The organism is Streptomyces sp. R-07, assembly GCF_049913175.1.
Lineage (GTDB): Bacteria > Actinomycetota > Actinomycetes > Streptomycetales > Streptomycetaceae > Streptomyces.
Genome location: NZ_CP183978.1, coordinates 892,032 through 909,974, shown reverse-complemented (window position 1 = coordinate 909,974; position 17,943 = coordinate 892,032). Strand labels below are relative to the sequence as shown.

The following is a 17,943-nucleotide window of genomic DNA, read 5'->3' as shown; positions in this document are numbered from 1 at the left end:
TCGCTACTTCCCGGTATCCGTTCACAGTGCCGCCATGGACGCCATGGATCACGGCCTCTCGGTCACCCCGAGGGCCCTTGCCACCGAAGCCGTGCACGCCGGCCGCGAAGACCTCGCCGGACTCGGGCTGCACGCCCCGCCGCTCGACCTGTCCACCACCTACCCCTCGTACGACGCCCGGGCCGAGGCCGCCAGGATCGACGAGTTCGCCACCACGGGCGCCCGGCTCGACGGCCCGCCCGTCTACGCCCGGCTCGACAACCCGACCGTCGCCCGATTCGAGGAGGCCCTCGCCCGCCTGGAGGGCGCCGAGGCCGCCGTCGCCTTCGCCAGCGGCATGGCCGCCCTCACCGCCGTGCTCCTCGCACGGGCGAGCCAGGGCCTGCGCCACGTCGTCGCCGTCCGCCCGCTGTACGGCTGCAGCGACCACCTCCTCGACGCCGGGCTGCTCGGCACCGAGGTGACCTGGACCGACCCCGCGGGCATCGCCGACGCGATCCGGCCCGACACCGGCCTCGTCATCGTCGAGTCGCCCGCCAACCCGACCCTCGCCGAGGCCGACATCCGGGCCGTCGCCCACTCCTGCGGCTCCGTCCCGCTGCTCGTCGACAACACCTTCGCCACGCCCGTGCTCCAGCGCCCCGTCGAGCAGGGCGCGCGCATCGTGCTCCACAGCGCGACCAAGTACCTCGGCGGCCACGGCGACGTCATGGGCGGAGTCGTCGCCTGCGACGAGGAGTTCGCCCGTACGCTCCGTCAGGTCCGCTTCGCCACCGGCGGGGTGCTCCACCCGCTCGCCGGCTACCTGCTCCTGCGTGGTCTCTCCACCCTCCCGGTACGGGTCAGGGCGGCGTCCACGTCGGCGGCCGAGCTGGTCCGGCGGCTCGCCACCGACCCCCGGATCGCCCGCGTCCACTACCCGCGGATCGGCGGCGCGATGATCGCGTTCGAGGTGTACGGGGATCCGCACGACGTGATCGCGGGCGTACGGCTCATCACCCCGGCGGTCAGTCTCGGCAGCGTCGACACCCTCATCCAGCACCCGGCCTCCATCAGCCACCGGATCGTGGCCGAGGGAGACCGGCGCTCGGCGGGCGTCAGCGACCGGCTGCTGCGGATGTCGGTCGGCCTGGAGGACGTCGAGGACCTGTGGCGCGACCTGACGCAGGCGCTCAGCGCTCCGCCCGCCGGGCCCCTTCGTGCGGCTGATCCTGCTGCGTCCGCGCAGCCGGTCGAGGCGCTGAGGTCAGCCGCGCGGTGATCACCAGGGTGCCCTCCTCGATCTGGTAGTCGAGGGGGAGGTTCAGCGCCCGCATCGCCGCCACCATCCCGGTGTTGGAGGACTGCGTCACGGCGTACACGCTGTCGCAGCCGGTCTCCTCGGCCATCGCCACGAGCCGGCCGAGGAGCTCGGAGCCGATGCCGCGCCGCTGCCAGTCGTCCTCGACCAGGAGGGCGACCTCGGTCTCGTCGCCGTCCCACAGCAGGTGGCCGAGGGCGACGAGCCGGCCGGAGGCCGTCTGCACGGCGAGCGTGCGCCCGAAGCGCGGGCTGAGCAGGTGGTCGAGATAGCGGTCGGCGTCGCCGACCGGGCCGTGGTAGCGCAGGCTCAGGGTGCGGGCCGAGCAGCGGTCGTGCATGGCGCGCGCGGCGGCCAGGTCGCGCTGGTCGGCGCGGCGGACGGTGATCTCGTTGCCCTCGGGCAGGGTCAGCACGTCCTGGCTGCGCGGGACGCGGGGGCCGAGCCGGGCGTCGAGCTCGACGAGGGCGCGGGCCCGGGCGAACTCGGTCGGGGTGAAGGGCAGATAGGGCCGCTCGATGATGAGCGTGCCGCCGTGCGGGTCGCGCAGCCGCATCACGGACTCCTCCAGGACGCCTTCGACCGGGGCCTGTTCGCCGGTGGGGCGGCCGGTGAGCGAGACGGCGGGCACGGAGTGCAGGGTGCAGCGGCCGAGGAGCTGGCGCAGCGCGAGCGGGAGTTCGGCCGCGTCGAGGGCGGTACGGGTGGCGAGGCCGAGGACCCGGGTGGGGGTGTCGACCAGGTCGTGGGCGTCGGCCCGCTCGGTCCAGGTGTCCCGGCCGCCGGCGGCGGCGGTCTCACGGGCGAGGGCCTGCGCGGAGAGGTCGGCGGGAGCGCGCAGCAGGAACTCGTCGACCGTGCCGTCGGCGAGCGGGTGGGTCTGGAGGGTGAGGATGTCCACGCCGAGCCGGGCGAGGACCGTGCACAGTGCGGCGAGACTGCCCGGGGTGTCCGCGACGGTGGTCCGCATCCGCCAGAGCGTCGTCTCTGCGGTCGGTGTTCCGGACTCCTGTGCCGTCCTCTTCTCGTGCTTCGCGGATTCGCTCATGGCCGGGAGGTCCGAGGTGGGGCGCCCGCCGGTGTCACCGGCGGGCGGGGCATGACTGGCATGGTCGTGCCTCCGCGCCCACCAGGTGTGGAACGCGGTGGTGGCGACCAGCGCGATCGCGGAGAAGACCAGGAGGTAGGGGCCGTCGGGGCCCTTGACGATGGTCTTGGCGATCGTGTCGGCCACCACCACGGCGGTGAACAGGGCGGCGAGCTCGATCAGGTCGTGCCGCCAGTGGTGCGGACGGCGGGTGCTCTTCGAAGACGTCACATCGGTCATGGCTTCACTGTGACCCAGCGGTGTTGCGTGATCACGAACGCTTTGTGACTGACGGGTTAAGCGCCGATCTAGCGGCTTAAAGACCGATTCGGACCGTTTCTGTCAGAGGCTGATCGGCCCCCTGGCGGAGTGCGTTCAGCAGCCGCCTGGCCTGCCCCACCAGCTGCGAGGAACCCCGTCCCGAGGCGAGCGCTTCGAGCCCGGCCACCTCGCCTCCGGCCCCGCACCGCTCCACACAGTCGGCGGCGACCGCGAGGACCTCGCCGAGCCCCCGCACCGGCTTCGCCGCGGCGAGCGGCTCCGGAAGCATCGCCGCCAGCACCGCCCAGACCGTTCCGTACGCCCCCGTCGCGGCCGCCGTCCGGGCCGCGTCCGCCAGCCGGTTCGGCTTGACCGAGCCCTCCGCGACCAGCCACGCCAGCTCCGCGCCGAGCTGCCGGGCGTCCAGCTCGCCCCGCGCCGCCAGGACCAGCACGGCGTCCACCGCCCGCAGCCGGTCGTCGGCGTCCACGCCGCCGAGACCGAACGCCAGGGTCAGCAGGACCGCCCGGCCGACCGGCCCGTCGGCCTCGGCCAGCGCCGTCAGCGGTTCCGTGGCCCCGCGCGCGTCCCCCTCGACACAGCTCGTGAGGGTCGGCAGGAGACAGACAGCGAGCACCTCGCGGTCCGCGGGCAGCACCGTGGACCACTGCGCGCGGCCCTCCACCCAGTGGTGGCAGCGGCGGGGGGTCGCCTCCAGGGCGCCACCGAGCCACTGGAAGGCGGGCGGGAACTCCGCCCGCACGGCCGGGCGCTCGCCGAAGTCCGCCACGAGCCGGTCCGGCAGCCAGTACGTGCGCAAGGCCCGGTTCTCGTCCCGGCGGAGGAACCGCACGCTCGCCCCCACGGCCGCCTCCTCCCGCAGCCAGGCGGCGAGCCGCCCGCCCGCCGGGGTGCCGAGCGCCGCCGCCTCCTCGGCCGCCCGCCCCGCCGACGGGTCGGCCCGCAGGACCCGGAGCAGGGCCTGGGCGAGATCGGCCGGAGCGGGCTCGACGCCGAGGTCCCGGTACTCGCGCAAGCGCTCCACCAGCACCAGAGGGTCGATCGCACCGGTGTGCCAGGTCGGCGTGGCGAGGAGGAACGGCAGCGCGTCCGTGCCGACCAGTCCCGCGGCCTCCCACAGCCGGGCGTCCAGGACCCCGGTCAGGGCCTGGTGGGGACAGGAGTCCGATGGGTGCCCCTTGGACCGGCGGAAGTCGACCAGAGCCTGGTTCAACAGACCGAGCAGACCCGCCAGCACCACATGGACCCCATGGGTCTCGTGGGTGAAGTAGTGGGTCTCCTGCTGCCAGCCGGTCCACGGGAAGGCCTCCCGCACCGCCTCCGTCACGGCCGCCCGGTCCCGGTGCGCGTGCCGCACAAGCCCGTCGAGCGCCCGCTCGAACGCCACGGGCTCCTCGGAGAGCCGCCTCACGACCAGCTCCGCCACCAGCTCCTCGACGGTCGTCGCCGGGGGCGCGACCCGCTGCGCTTCGGGCACGGGCGGCAGGATCTCCTCGTACGGAAGTGTCTCCTCCGCCTCCAGGTCCGCACCGAACAGCTGCTCGGCGGCCTGCCGGTGCGTCGGGCTCAGCAGCCCGGCAGCCTCGGCCAGCTCGCGCCGCACGTCCGCGTCCACGGCCGGCAGATGACGGCCGACCAGCTTGAGGGCCCGCTCCTGCACGTCGGTGTCCTCGTTCCCGAAGGCCTCCGTCACAGCGGGCAACAGCTCCCCGGCCGCGCCGGGCTCCCGCGCCAGCACCTTGCCGACCAGCGCCAACTGGGCCCGCACCAGCTTCTTCTCGGTACGGAAGAGCACCCCGGCCGTCATCTCGGCCAGCGCCCCGACCGGAAACGTCCCCGCCGAGGCGAGCTCCGTCAGGACGTCCTGGGCGTACCCGGCGACCAGCGAAGGCGCGTCGGCCGCGATCCCGATCCAGTCCGGGAGCCGCGCCCGCAGCTCCTCCGCCTCCGGCTCCAGGAGCCGCACCATCTCCAGCGGCAGGCGCAGGTTCCGGATGGGCCCGCCGCGCAGCAGCCGGGACACGCACAGGTCCAGGACCCGGGCCCGGTCCAGGACCCCCTCCCCGACGAGCGTCAGGAGAGCGGAGGGCCAGTGCCTCCCGGGCCGACGACCGAGGGGGCGGGTCAGCCGCTCGGGGGGCTCGGCCATCGCGAGCGCGTGCGCCATCAGGACCGGCGTCTGCGGGTCCTCCCGGAGCCGCTCCAGGAGCCGGTCGTCGGTGATGTGCCAGGTCCAGCCGGTCACGTAACCGTCGGTCGGCGCGACCGTGTACCCGGAGCGGATCACGAGCCCGTGGAGCAGCGGGTAGCTGTTCTCCGCCACGGTCCGACGCGCGGCAAGGCGTGCCGCCAGGTCCGCCGCCCACTCAGGGGTGGGGGCGCCGAGCGCCGCGAGAGCCAGGGGCTTGTCCTCCTCCCAGATCAGCAGGTCCCGCGCGCCGAGCCAGCTCGCGGCGGCCGCCGCCGTCGGGAGACAGCCGGCGCCCGCCACGTACAGCGCGCTGCGGATGCGGTTCGGGTGGTACGGGGGCGTCGCCCACTTCCCGGCCCGCACCTCGGCCCGCAGCGCCTTCAGGCGCGTGAGCGCGCGCTTGCGCGCGGCGGCGTCCAGCGGCACGAGGAGGGCCGGCACCTCGCCGGACCGCCCCGCACAGACGGCGGCGAGCAACTTCTCGACCCCGTCGTCGCCCCGCGCCCCCGCCGTGCCCGCCCCCGCCGTGCCCGACGCCTCTGCCGCACCGACGCCCATGCCGGTGCCGGTGGCTACGCCCATGCCAGCGCCGGTGCCGGTGGCTACGCCTACGCCCGCGCCGGCCGCCGCCCCGTCTCCCTCGCCCGCGCCGGTGGCTATGCCTGCGCCGGTGCCGATCGCCTCGCCCGCGCCCGTGCCGGTCGCCGCGCCCTCAGCCCCGCCCGCGCCGATGGCTACGCCTACGCCCTCACCGATCCCGGTCCCCACGCCCACACCCTCGTCCTCACCCATCGCCGCCCCCACGCTCTTCCCCGTACCGCTCTGCACACCGTCCCCCATCCTGCTCACCACGCCCTTCCGTCCCCTCCGCGTCCCGTTCATCACGCTGTGAAGGCAGCCGACACACCCCGCCGCGCCCCCGCCATCAGGCCGTCTCGGCGGCCGGCCCACCCCGCCTCACCGCCGTCGTCACGCCGCCCCGACGGCCGCCGCACCCTGCCGCGCCATACGGACCGCGAGCGCGTGCTTGCACGGGCCCCGGCGTCCCCGGTGGTCCGCCCACCACTGGCAGGTGCAGTCGAGCACGCCTTCCAACTCCCGCACGCGGTAGCGCCGTTCGCCCGAGGTCACCGTCGCCAGGGTCCCGTCCAGCTCCACCGCACCTTCGGCGACCAGCCGGCGCGCGCTCACGAGACGCGGGTTGTGCCGCTCGGCCCGGTCCGCGTCGTACGGCAGCTCCCGGTGGAAGTAGGCCGCGTCCGCCACGTCGTACCCCACACGCCCGGCCGTGCCGAGCCGGGTCAGAGCCGCCCGCACCCGGTCGACCGTCAGACCGGCCTGCGCCGCGAGATCGGCCGGGTCGATCCGGGGCTCCCAGGCGAGCAGCACCGCGACCAGCTCGGCGTCCTGCGCCGCCTCCTCGGTCGCCAGCGCCTCCAGGACACCGCCCTCGCCGGAGAAGCCCCGCGCGGGGTCGGGCGACAAGGTCAGGGTGAGCCGCATGCCCGGCAGTGTCGCCTCCCACGCGCTCGCCGTGGCCAAGGTGCCGTCCGGCACCGGGCCGTACACCCGCAGCCCCGTCGCATGCCGCAGCACCCGTTCCAGGGCGGCCAGCCGGTCCGGGCCGGGCAGGCACACCGCGCCCGCGCCCGGCCGGGTGGTCGGGCGCAGGGTCCGCCCGGACTGCGCGATCCACAGCGGGCCGCGCCCCCGGGCCCGGCCGCGCGGCAGGGACCGGACGAACCGGACGGCCTCGGGCCCGCTCAGCTCGGCCCGCAGGTCGAACCGGGCCGAGGCGACCTGAGCCTCCGCGAAGCCCCGCAGCCAGCGGTCCGGCAGCGGGACCTTCTTCTCCACGACCGCGCCGGAGAGGGTGGTCACCGCCAATTCCCCGGGGCCGACCCGCAGATGCAGCGGATCGTCCCCGGTCATCCGCGACAGGGCCTCGCGCAGCGGGTCGTTCACGTCGACGTTGGTCGTGCCGTGCCCCGTCTCCGTACCGCCGAGTCCCTCGGCGAGCACGTCCAGGCGGGCGTACACCCCGCCGCAGCCGGAGAAGGACTCGAACCGCAGCCGGTCGCCGTTCCCCGTCACCACCGGGTCCAGCGATCCGGGCCGCGTCAGCTGGTGGTAGCGGGCCGCGGCCACGTCGGCGACCGCGAGCAGACCCCGGGCGGCGATCTGCGGCGAGGCCAGGAAACCCGAGAAGAAACGGGGATGGGCCTCGGCCCCTCCGGGCGTGAGGCCCCCCGCCGTCTCGAGCCCGAGCATCCGGCCGGAGCCCGTGGACTCCAGGACGGACGGGCGGACGTAGGCGAGCGCCTGTACGGATCGCGTCATGGGAACGACGTTAGGGCCACCCACTGACAACGCCCGCGCCCGGGAACGTCACCTGCTACTGCCCGACCCGCCCGGGCTGGAGCACCTTGCTGAACAGCACCGTCCCGCCCTCGGCGCGCAGCCGTACCGTCAGTTCCCCGCTGTGGCCGTCGATGTCGACCTCGCCGAAGTACTGCGGGCTCTCCATCGGCGACAGGTTCGCCCGCTCCGGCGCCCGCACGAACACCCGCTCCGGACCGAAGGTCGCGTCGAGCGCGTTCGCCGGGAACCCGCCCGCCGCCAGCGGCCCGGACACGAACTCCCAGAAGGGGGCGAAGTCCTGGAAGGCCGCCCGCTCCGGCGCGTAGTGCTGCGCCGAGGTGTAGTGGACGTCCGCCGTCAGCCACACCGTGCCGGTGATCCGCCGGTGCTTCACGAACCGCAGCAGCTCGGCGATCTGGAGCTCCCGGCCGAGCGGCGCACCCGGGTCGCCCTGCGCGATCGCCTCGAAGTTCGCCGCGCCGTCCGGGACGACCAGGCCGATCGGCATGTCCGCCGCGAGCACCTTCCACACCGCCCGGGACGCGGCCAGCTCCCGCTTCAGCCACGCCAGCTGCTCGGCACCGAGGATGCCGGTGGCGTCGTCGGCCTGCCGGCCGGGGGAGTTGGCGTTCCGGTACGAGCGCATGTCGAGCACGAACACGTCGAGCAGCGGCCCGTACCGCACCACCCGGTGCATCCGCCGCTCGCGCCCGTCACCGCGCGCGTGGAGCGTGGAGACGGGGAAGTACTCGCCGAACGCGCGCGAGGCCCGGGCCGCGAGCACGTCCACGTCCTTCTCCGTGTAGCGGGGGTCGTCCAGGATCTGCCCCGGGTACCAGTTGTTCCGCACCTCGTGGTCGTCCCACTGCACCACCGACGGCACCTGCGCGTTGAAGGCCCGGACGTTGTGGTCGAGGAGGTTGTAGCGGAAGTTGCCCCGGTACTCGTCGAGGGTCTCGGCGACCTTCGCCTTCTCCGGCGTCGTGACGTTCCGCCAGATCCGCCCGTCCGGCAGGGTCACGCTCGGCTGGATGACCCCGTCGGCGTAGATCGTGTCGCCGCTGCACAGGAAGAAGTCCGGGTCGAGCCGGCGCATCTCCTCGTACGCGCGAAAGCCCCCGATGTCCGGGTTGATGCCCCAGCCCTGTCCCGCGATGTCCCCGGACCACAGGAACCGCACGCCGTCGCGGCGCAGGTCCGGGGCCGTACGGAAGGAGCCGAGTACCGGCTCGCCCGACCGGCGCGGATCGTCCGGGTCGACGAGGGTGACCCGGTAGTGGATCTGCTCGCCCGCCGGAAGGCCGCGCAGGGCGGTCGTGCCGGTGAAGTCCGTGCCCGCCCCGATCAGCGGCCCGAGGTGGCGGCGGGCGTGCCGGAAGGACTCGGTCGCCGAGGTCTCCACGAGCATCCGCGCCGGCCGGTCCGAACGCACCCACACCAGACCGGAGGAGGCCGTGACGTCACCAGCCTGCACGCCCCACTCGGCCCGGGGCCGGCCCGACAGCGCGAACGCCGGTGCGGCGAGGCCGGTGCCGCCGAGGGTGAGCGCCGCCGACGCGGCCAGCGAGCCGCGCAGCACGCTGCGCCGGGCGGGGGAGGGGGAGGAGCCGGGCACGGTCTGGGTCATGGAAGGGCCTCCGAGGGCGGTCGTCTCCGGTCGCGGGTGGTGCGCCGCACCATGCCTAACGGCCGGGTGCGGCTCCCACACGAACCCCGCGTGAACAGATGGCCGTTCAGACGCCCCGGGATCCGGTCACTCCCGCGTGCAGAGGTCTCGCGGGGCCCCGGGATCCGGTCCCTCCCGCGTGCAGAGGTCTCGCGGGGCCCCGGGACGCGGTCCCTCCCGCGTGCAGGGGTCTCGCTGGCCCCGGGGCCCGCTCAATCCCGCGCGCACGCCTCCGCCACGAGCCGGATCCCCGTCGTGACCGACGCGGGAGGCAGATGTGCGTACCCGATGACGAGCCGTACGTCCCCGTCCGCCGGCCGGGCGGTGCCGTACTCCTCCAGGGGCCGCAGGGCCACGCCGGCCTCCGCCGCCCGCGCCAGGAACCGCACGGAAGGCCCGAACCGTCCCGGTACGCGCGCGATGACGTGCAGTCCGGCCGCGATCCCGCTCACCCGGGTGCCGGGCAGGTGCTCGGCCAGCGCGGCGAGCAGCGCGTCCCGCCGTTCCCGGTAGGCGCGTTGGCAGCGGCGCAGCTGGCGGTCGTACCCGCCCCGCGTCACGAACTCCGCGAGGACGGCCTGGTCGAGTACGGGATTGCCGAGGTCCATCGTCCGTTTGCGTTCGACGACCTCGTCGAGCAGCGCCTCCGGGACGAGCATCCAGCCCAGCCGCAGCCCCGGAGCCAGCGACTTGCTGACCGAGCCCGCGTAGGCGACGCGCTCGGGGTCGAGTCCCTGGAGCGCGCCGACGGGGGCACGGTCGTAGCGGAAGTCGCCGTCGTAGTCGTCCTCCAGGACGTACCCGTCCACCGTGCGCGCCCAGTCGAGGAGCGCGGCCCGGCGCTCGGCCGACCAGCTGATGCCCGACGGGAACTGGTGCGAGGGCGTTACGACCACCGCCCGCACCCCGGAGCCGGCCAGCGGCTCCGGACGCAGCCCCTCCTCGTCGAGCGGCAGCCACACCGTCTCCATGCCGGTCGAGGCGAACAGCCGCCCGTGCTCCGGGCTGCCGGGATCCTCGATCCCGACCCGGCGCAGTCCACGCGCGCGCAGGACGAAGCCGAGCAGGGTCGAGGCCTGCGCCACGCCCGAACAGACCACGAGCCGCTCCGGATCGGCCACGACGCCCCGCCGCCGCGTCAGCATCGCGGCCAGCGCCTCACGCAGCTCGGGCAGCCCGCGCGGGTCCGGGTAGCCGAGCGCCGGGTGGGGGAGCCGCGCGAGCACGGACCGCTGCGCCGCCGCCCACGCGCTCCTCGGGAACAGTGACAGGTCGGGGGTCCCCGGACGGAAGTCCACCCGCGTCCCGGGCGCCCCGGCGGCCAGGTCACGGGCCCCGCGCACGGCCGCCCTGGCCGCGCCGCCCACCCAGGTTCCCGCCCCCCGGTCGCTGCGCAGGTACCCCTCGGCCGTCAGCTGCTCGTACGCCTCGGTCACCAGGCCCCGCGAGACCCCGAGGTCGGCCGCGAGCTCGCGGGTCGAAGGCAACCGCGTCCCGGCCGCGAGCCGGCCCGAACGCACCGCCTCCCGCAGGGCTTCCTGCAGCGCCCGGCCCCGCCGCCGCGCCGGAGCGCCGACGGCAGGCAGCAGCAGTTCCCAGGCGGCCTGCCCCTGGCTCGTCATGTCACGTGGCCCTTTCCGCCGCCCCCGCCCCGGGGTTTCTCCGGTCCGTCCCGGTCGCGGCCCCCATGATGCCGGGGCCCCTGGTGCGGCAGCTACGTCGATCGGGTGCATCGGCGGTGTGGCGTCCGCCCGTTCCGGGGTCCGTCGACTGCCATGGTCAGGTGAGGGGACGCACGCGCGGCGGACGGCCGGCCCGGATGGCGTACCGGCGCGAAGGCCGTCGGTGGCGCCGGCGCCGAGGCACGGGCGCATCCGGCGAGGGCCGTGCGGGCGATTCCGGCGCGGGCAGCTCGGGCCGTGCGCAGTGGCCCGTGCTCCTGGTGGCCGTCCTGCCCGGTCTGGCCGCGATGGTGGCCCTGCTCTTCACCTGGCGGGAAGTACGCGTCACCGAACAGGGACAGCTCACCAGCCGGTTCAACGACGCGATCAGCAACCTCGGATCCCCGTCGCTCGACGTGCGCTTCGGCGGCATCTACGCCCTCGAACGCATCATGCAGGACTCGCCGCGCGACCAGCCCAGGATCGTGCTGGTCCTCTCCGCGTACGTACGCCGCCACGCGAGCGTTCCGGCGGCCGGGTTCGCCGTGGAACCGGCGGAGCCGAAGGAGGGGCAGGTGGCACCGGGCCTCCGCCGTCCGCCCACGGACGTGACCGCCGTCGTCAACGTCCTGGCCCACCGCTCCCCCCGCCACGACGGTGACACCCAGGTCGACTGGAGCCGGGCGGACCTCCGGGGACTCTTCCTGACCGCGTGGGCCTTCAAGGACCTCGCGAAGCTGCCCGAGGACGGCGTGTTCCCGCGCGCGCGTGCTCCGTTCGCCTACGTGAACCTCGAAGGCGCGGACCTGCGCCACGCCGACCTGTCAGGGGTCGATCTGCGGAGCGCGTTCGCCTCCGAGGCCAATCTGAGCCGGACGCAACTCCTCGGTGCCGACCTTCGTGAGGCCGATCTGAGCCTGGCCGACCTGACCGAGGCGAACGTGCTCGACACGAACCTGTCCGGAGCGGATCTCAGCGGCGCGATCCTGCGGAGGACGTTCCTGGGGAGGTTCACGGGGACGACGGACGCGGGCGCCCCCCTTTCCGCGAAGCCGTGCGACCTGTCCCGTGCCGTGCTCCGGGACGCGGATCTCACCAGCGCGGTCCTCACCGGGACGACCCTGGCGGGAGCGGACCTGACCGACGCCGACCTGCGGGGAGCCGACCTGACGAAGGCCGACCTCCACGGGGCGAACCTGACCGGGGCGAACCTCAAGGGCGCGAACCTCACGCACGCGGACCTCACAGGGGTCGTGCTGACCGGCGCCGAGCTCACCGGCGCACGTACCGAAGGCGCCCGCGGGCTGCCCGCCTCCGCCGTCCCGGACTGATTGCTCGTCAGGACACGTCCAGGGAGAGGTGCGCGGACAGCGCGCCGAGGAACTCGGGCGCGTCGAACATCTCGCCGGCCGAGGCGACGCCGGTCGTCCGGGTCCGGCCGGTCAGGATCCGGTGGACGGCCTCCACGGCGAGCGGCGCGGTGATGGCATAGATGTCCTGTCCGACGGCCACGGCCCGGCGTTCCGCGCCCCCGGAGCGCACGACCACGTCCACCAGGAAGGTCTGCGCGGACCGGCCGCGCTCGTCGACCGCGGTCGGTGCCGCCGCGTCCGGCGCCGACAGGTCCTGCGCCGCGTCGACCGCCATGTACGTGCGGACCTCGGGCACCGCCAGATGGCTGGGGACGGTCACGACGTCGGCCATGGTGAACTCGCCGATGACGGGCCGGGCGCCCATGGGGGCGGGGAAGGGCCACTCCAGGACCGAGGAGGCGTCGTCGTGGTACTCGAGGCGTCCGCCGGTGTAGCGGACGTGCCGGCCGTTCCGCCGCTCTTGGGAGACCTTGCCCGCCGCGAGGGTCCCCGCCGTGGGGTGCCAGCTGCTGAGCCCGTACGCGACGTGCACCTCGTCGGCCGTCGTCCAGTCGCCCATGGCCGTGGTGGCCAGCAGGTCGCCGAGGCCGCCGTAGAAGGCCATCGCGGGGACGATCACCGTTCCCGCGGCACGGGCACGGTCCGCGAACCGCGCGAAGGTGTCGGCGTTGGCCTCGATCTCGGCCGCCACGTCCACGTACGGGATCCCGGCGCGCAGGGCGGCCTCGATCACCGGCCCGCCGGTCACGGCGAACGGCCCGGCGCAGTTGATCACGGCCGCCGCGCCGGCCAGGGCGCGGTCGAGCGAGGCCGGGTCGTCGACCGAGGCCGGGCGGACGTCGAGCCCCTCGTGGGACGCGGCGAGCGTGCGCAGCTTGCCGGCGTCGCGGCCGGAGAGCACCGGGACGAGCCCGCGCTCCAGGAGTTCCGCGACCACGAAGCGCCCGGTGTGACCGTAGGCACCGAACACCACGACCTTCTGACCCGATTCCATGACTTCTCCCGCCGTTCCCTGTAATCGAATGTTCAACTACATCCATCCTGGCGGCCGGAGAGGAAGCCCGCGAGTGTCCGGAACGCCATGCCCCGTACAATTACGGACATGGGTACCCTCGCGCTGGCCGTCACCGACGGAATGCTGCACTTCGAACTCTCCCTCGCCTACGAGGTGTTCGGATCCAAGCCGGACGCGGTGGCCGTTCCCTGGTACGACGTGAGCGTCTGCGGCCCGGGCCCCGTGCGGGTCGAGCGGTTCCGCCTGGAACCCGACAGCGGGCTCGACCGGCTCCCGTACGCGGACACGGTGATCGTCCCCGGCTGGGCCGACGTCGACCGGGAACCCCCCGCCGAGCTGGTCGACGCGGTGCGCGCGGCCCACGAGGCGGGCGCGCGCATCGCCTCCCTCTGCACGGGCGCGTTCGTCCTGGCCGCCGCCGGTCTGCTCGACGGCCGGCGCGCCACCACGCACTGGGCGCACACCGAGGCCCTGGCCGAGCGTCACCCCCGGGTGGAGGTCGATCCGGACGTGCTCTACGTGGACAACGGCACCGTCCTCACCTCCGCGGGCAAGGCCGCCGCGATGGACCTCTGCCTGCACCTCGTCCGCCTCGACCACGGCTCGGCGGTCGCCAACACGGTCGCCCGCCGCCTCGTCGTGCCCCCGCACCGGGACGGCGGCCAGGCCCAGTTCGTCACCGCCCCCGTCCCCACGAGGGAGGACCACCCGCTCACCGACCTGCTGCCCTGGGCGGTCGAACGGCTCGACCAGCCGCTGACCGTGGAGGACCTGGCCCGCCGGGCACGCATGAGCTCACGCAACCTTGGCCGCCACTTCCGGGCGGCCACCGGCACCACCCCGCTGCAGTGGCTCCTCACCCAGCGGATCCGCCGCGCCCAGGAGCTCCTGGAGGCCACCGACGACAGCGTCGACGCCATCGCGGAGGCCACCGGCATGGGCACCGCCACGACACTCCGCAGGCACTTCAACCGCACCGTCGGCGTGCCCCCGGACACCTACCGCCGCACCTTCCGCTCCCGGACCCGCCCCGACCGCCCCGGGTCCGGCCCGGGGAAGTGGTCCCCGATGGCGTGAGGGAAGTGGACCTTAACCGGGGCCACGCCGCTTCCTAACGTCGGAGGCATGAACGCGAACGCCCTGCGCGGGGTCCTCCTGGTGACCCTCGCCTATGCACTCGTCGGTGCCTCCTTCACCGCCAACAGCCTGCTCGGCTCCTACCCGTACGCGGGTGGGCAGGCGCTCCGCTACGGCGCCGCCTGCCTGCTCCTGCTCCCGCTGCTCGGCCGCGGCGGGCTCGCCCCGCTGCGGCTCCTGACCGCCCGTCACCGGCTGCGGCTCGCCGCCCTCGCGGCCGTCGGCATGGTCGGCTTCAACCTCGCCGTCCTCGCCGCCGAGCGGACCGCCGAGCCCGCCGTCCCCGGCGTCCTGGTCGGCTGCGCCCCCGTCGTCGTCGCCGTCCTGGTCCCGCTGACCGAGGGCCGCAGGCCCGCCCCCGCCGTGCTGTACGGGGCGCTGCTCGTCGCCGCCGGCGCCTTCACCGTGCAGGGCTGGGGGCGGACGGACCTGGCCGGGATCGGCTGGTCGGCCGCGGCGCTCGCGGGCGAGGTGGGGTTCACCGTGCTGGCCGTCCCCGTGCTGCGGCTGCTCGGGCCGAAGCTGCTGACGGCCGCCGTCTGCGGGGTCGGCGCGGCCGAGGCGGCGCTCGTCGGCCTGGTCGTGGACGGCGCCGGTCTCGTACGGATGCCGACGGCCGTGGAGTCGGGGGCCCTGGTCTGGCAGGCGGCCCTGGCCACGGTCGTCGGATTCGTCCTCTTCTACATGGGCGTCCAGCGCGTCGGTATGGAGAGGGCCACTCTCTACACCGGGGCCATCCCGATCGCCGCCGCCCTGAGCGCCGCCCTGGTCGGAGGCGCCGCCTTCGGCCTCCCGCAGGCGGCCGGCAGCCTCCTCGTGGGCGCCGGTGCCGCCCTGGGCACCGGCCTGTTCACCCGCGCGCCCCGGCCGGGCTCAGCGGCTGCCGTCCAGGATCACGCGCGCGACCAGAGCCGGGTCGTCGTTCATCGGCACATGGCCGCAGCCGGGCAGCCGGACGAGGCGCGCGGCGGGCAGGGTGTGCTTGGCGCGGACGCCCTGGCGGCGCAGCAGCAGCCGGTCGCGGCTGCCCCAGGCGACCGTGACGGGAACCGAGGGGATGTCGTCACCGAAGAGGGCGGTCCGGCCCGCGGCCAGGGTCTGGTGGAAGCCGGTGGCCGCGCGCAGCGCGAGCGTCTCGGCGACGACGGCCTCGGGTGACCGGCGGCCGGGCCGCGCGTAGATGGTGCTGGTGAGCACGGTGCGCCCGGCGGCCGTGCGGGAGAGGCGCTCGATCACCGGCACGGGCAGCGACAGGGCGGCGCCGCGCATGGCCCGCAGCGTCCCGAAGGCGTACCGCCGCTCGCCCTCCGACCAGAAGCCGGCGGGGGAGAGGGCGGTGACCGAGCGCACCCGCTTCTCCCGGCCGAGCTCCAGGGCGAGCAGCCCGCCCAGCGAGTTCCCCGCGACGTGCGGCCGCTCGAAGCCGACGGCCTCGCAGAAGGCGCCGAGCACGGGCACGACGGTGGACAGGTCGTACGGGACGCCCTCCGGCAGCCCGTCGGAGGCCCCGAAACCGGGCAGGTCGACGGCGATCACCTCGCGCTCGGCGGCGAGGACGTCCAGCACGGGTTCCCACGCCTGCCAGTGGTGCCCGATGCCGTGGAGCAGCAACAGGGGCTCGCCCGCGCCCCGCCGTTCGTACGCCAGGGACGTGGAGCGGGGACCCGCCGGGGTCTCGATCGTGAACGCGATCCGTGCGGGCATGCGGGCTCCTCGCTTCCTCGTGAACACCGGTGGGGAGTTATTCTTTAGACGTCCCGTCAGTAAGAATTACCGTTCAGTAGCCAGGAGTTCAAGGCCGGAACCGCAAACTGGACAGGACCGGTGGCGTGGGCTGGGATGGACGGGTGCCCACCGACACCGACACCCTCACCGAACTCTTCGAGGAGCACCGTCCGATGCTCCTCGGCGTCGCCTACCGGATGCTCGGCCGCACCGCCGACGCCGAGGACGTCGTCCAGGAGGCCTGGCTGCGCTGGACCGCCGCGGACCGGGACGCCGTCCGCGAGCCGCGCGCCTTCCTCGTACGGATCACCACGCGGCTCGCCATCGACCGCCTCCGCCAGACGCAGGCGCGCCGCGAGTCCTACATCGGCCCCTGGCTCCCCGAACCCGTCGTCACCGACTTCGGCCCCGCCGCCCCCGACAGCGCCGAGCGCGCGCTGCTCGCCGACTCCGTCTCGTTCGCGGTCCTCGTCGTGCTCGAATCCCTCTCCCCACTGGAGCGGGCCGTCTTCGTACTCCGCGAGGCCTTCGGCTTCCCCTACGGGGAGATCGCCACCGCCCTCGACCGCACCGAGGCGGCCGTGCGCCAGCTCGCCGGGCGCGCCAGGCGCCACGTCGACGAGGGCAGACCGCGCTACGACGTCGACCCGGCCGAGCGCCGCGACCTCACCGAACAATTCCTCTCCGCCGCGGCCGGCGGCGACCTCGGCGAGCTCCTCGCGCTCCTCGCCCCGGACGTGCAGCTCGTCGGCGACAGCGGCGGCAAGTCCAAGGCGCCGCTGCGGATCATGGAGTCCGCCGACAAGGTCGGCCGCTTCCTCGCCGCCGTCGCCCGGAACGGCGAGGCCGCGTACGCGGTGCGGTTCCTCGAACTCAACGGCGCCCCGGCCGTCCTCGTCCTCGCCGACGGGAAGCCCGACTCCGTCTTCCAGATCGAGATACGCGACGGCCTCGTCCAGTGCGTCTACATCATCCGCAACCCCGACAAGCTCCAGGGCTTCGCCCGGCTCGCCGACGCCTGACGGAGATCGCGCCAATCGGCCGGAACTCGCCCCGCCTCCCCTCCCGGGAGGCGGGGCTCTTTGCTGCGCGGGGCTCACGAGGGTGCGAACGTCCTGTGAACGATCTAGGTCAGAGGGTCACATTCAGGGACGTCCGACGGAGGATTGGTCTTGACCAAGGGGGTGGCTCGCCTTATGGTCGCAGAGTTAGTGCAGGAACCTTTAATAAACAAGGGCGCGGAAAAACGCCGCGGGACACGGCGAATTGCGGAGGATCAGGGTGGGGACCACGCAGCTGGCATCGGTACCGGAACCGAAGTACCAGCACCTCAAGACAGTGATCGGCGAAGCGCTCGACTCGGACTTCGCCGTCGGGGAGATCCTGCCCAACGAGCGCGAGCTCGCGGCGCGCTTCGGCGTCGCCCGTGCCACGCTCCGCCAGGCCCTGGAGCAGCTGGAGCTGGAAGGCCGCCTGCAGCGCCGCCGCGGCGTCGGCACCACGGTCGCCCCGCCGCGCGTCGGCGTCGACGTCTCCACCACCCAGCACGCCTGGCCCGGCGTCGGCGACGACGTCTGGCAGCCCCAGGACTCCGCGACCGACGTTGCCCCGGCCGCCGTCGCGCGCGTCCTGGAGACCGGCGCCGACGAGCAGCTGCACGTCGTCCGCCGCCTCCGGATCAGCCAGGGCCAGCCGGTCGCGGCCGAGCTGCTCTACGTGCCGGCCGGCTCCGTCCCGGGCCTCAGCGCCATCGACGCGCCCGCCGGCCCCGCCCGTGCCCGCGCCGTCCTCCGCGAACTCCAGCACCTCGCCCTCGACGGCCAGGACCGCTCCGTGGAACTCGGCTCCGCCCGCGCCGACGACGCCAAGGAGCTCGACCGGCTGCCGGGCGCGCCCGTCCTCGTCGTGACGACGCGCTACCTCTCCGCCGGACGCACGGCCGCCGTCTCCGTGGCCACCTACCGCGCCGACACCTGCCGCCTCACCTTCGGCGACTCGGTCGACCTGGTCATGGCCTCGTAACGCCGGAGCCCCGACACCGAGAACACCGGCCCGCCGCCAGGTAACCCCTGGCGGCGGGCCGTGACCGTGCCGTCGCCGGGAACCCCTGGCGGCGGGCCGTGACCGTGCCGTCGCGGGAAACTC

General features: G+C 74.6%; 12 protein-coding genes and 1 pseudogene. 6 read left to right on the top strand and 7 right to left on the bottom strand.

Features of this window, described 5'->3' with window-relative positions; all coding sequences use genetic code 11:
- Positions 1-34: 34 nt before the first annotated feature.
- A complete protein-coding gene (locus ACN9M0_RS04230; RefSeq protein ID WP_399699808.1) occupies positions 35-1,261 on the top strand; it encodes a trans-sulfuration enzyme family protein in 1,227 nt (408 codons plus the stop codon).
- Here the strand turns inward: ACN9M0_RS04230 and ACN9M0_RS04225 are convergent.
- The 5 genes from ACN9M0_RS04225 to ACN9M0_RS04205 form a co-directional block, all read right to left on the bottom strand.
- Entirely contained in the window at positions 1,173-2,627 is a 1,455-nt protein-coding gene (locus tag ACN9M0_RS04225; protein WP_426403134.1) for a GNAT family N-acetyltransferase, read from the bottom strand. The genes ACN9M0_RS04230 and ACN9M0_RS04225 overlap by 89 nt on opposite strands.
- A gap of 76 nt (positions 2,628-2,703) precedes the next feature.
- Positions 2,704-5,700, bottom strand: a complete 2,997-nt coding sequence (locus tag ACN9M0_RS04220; protein ID WP_426405281.1) for a DUF6493 family protein — start codon at positions 5,698-5,700, stop codon at positions 2,704-2,706.
- 129 nt (positions 5,701-5,829) lie between these two features.
- The gene (locus tag ACN9M0_RS04215; RefSeq protein ID WP_426403133.1) at positions 5,830-7,200 is read right to left on the bottom strand and encodes an SWIM zinc finger family protein; all 1,371 of its coding nucleotides are present in this window, start codon (positions 7,198-7,200) and stop codon (positions 5,830-5,832) included.
- Between the two features lie 55 nt (positions 7,201-7,255).
- The gene (locus ACN9M0_RS04210; protein ID WP_426403132.1) at positions 7,256-8,848 is read right to left on the bottom strand and encodes an alkaline phosphatase D family protein; all 1,593 of its coding nucleotides are present in this window, start codon (positions 8,846-8,848) and stop codon (positions 7,256-7,258) included.
- A gap of 251 nt (positions 8,849-9,099) precedes the next feature.
- Complete coding sequence (locus ACN9M0_RS04205; protein WP_426403131.1) at positions 9,100-10,509, bottom strand: PLP-dependent aminotransferase family protein; 1,410 nt, start codon at positions 10,507-10,509, stop codon at positions 9,100-9,102.
- A 161-nt stretch (positions 10,510-10,670) separates the two neighbouring features.
- On the opposite strand from ACN9M0_RS04205, the gene ACN9M0_RS04200 reads away from it, so the two are divergent.
- Positions 10,671-11,879, top strand: coding sequence for a pentapeptide repeat-containing protein (locus ACN9M0_RS04200; protein ID WP_426403130.1), 1,209 nt, complete (start codon positions 10,671-10,673; stop codon positions 11,877-11,879).
- Between the two features lie 7 nt (positions 11,880-11,886).
- On the opposite strand, the gene ACN9M0_RS04195 is transcribed toward ACN9M0_RS04200, so the two are convergent.
- Entirely contained in the window at positions 11,887-12,915 is a 1,029-nt protein-coding gene (locus tag ACN9M0_RS04195; protein ID WP_426403129.1) for a saccharopine dehydrogenase family protein, read from the bottom strand.
- A gap of 108 nt (positions 12,916-13,023) precedes the next feature.
- Here ACN9M0_RS04195 and ACN9M0_RS04190 point away from each other — a divergent pair, with 108 nt between their 5' ends.
- Entirely contained in the window at positions 13,024-14,013 is a 990-nt protein-coding gene (locus ACN9M0_RS04190; protein WP_366035516.1) for a helix-turn-helix domain-containing protein, read from the top strand.
- Positions 14,014-14,061: 48 nt separating this feature from the next.
- A pseudogene (locus ACN9M0_RS04185) lies at positions 14,062-14,466 on the top strand (EamA family transporter); the annotation flags it as partial.
- Positions 14,467-14,946: 480 nt separating this feature from the next.
- On the opposite strand, the gene ACN9M0_RS04180 reads toward ACN9M0_RS04185, so the two are convergent.
- On the bottom strand, positions 14,947-15,777 hold the full coding sequence (locus tag ACN9M0_RS04180) for an alpha/beta fold hydrolase (RefSeq protein WP_366035515.1): 831 nt from the start codon (positions 15,775-15,777) through the stop codon (positions 14,947-14,949).
- A gap of 143 nt (positions 15,778-15,920) precedes the next feature.
- On the opposite strand from ACN9M0_RS04180, the gene ACN9M0_RS04175 reads away from it, so the two are divergent.
- Positions 15,921-16,820, top strand: a complete 900-nt coding sequence (locus ACN9M0_RS04175; RefSeq protein WP_426403128.1) for an RNA polymerase sigma-70 factor — start codon at positions 15,921-15,923, stop codon at positions 16,818-16,820.
- A 259-nt stretch (positions 16,821-17,079) separates the two neighbouring features.
- Positions 17,080-17,820: a GntR family transcriptional regulator gene (locus ACN9M0_RS04170; RefSeq protein WP_366035513.1), complete on the top strand. Its 741-nt coding sequence runs from the start codon at positions 17,080-17,082 to the stop codon at positions 17,818-17,820.
- Positions 17,821-17,943: the final 123 nt, after the last annotated feature.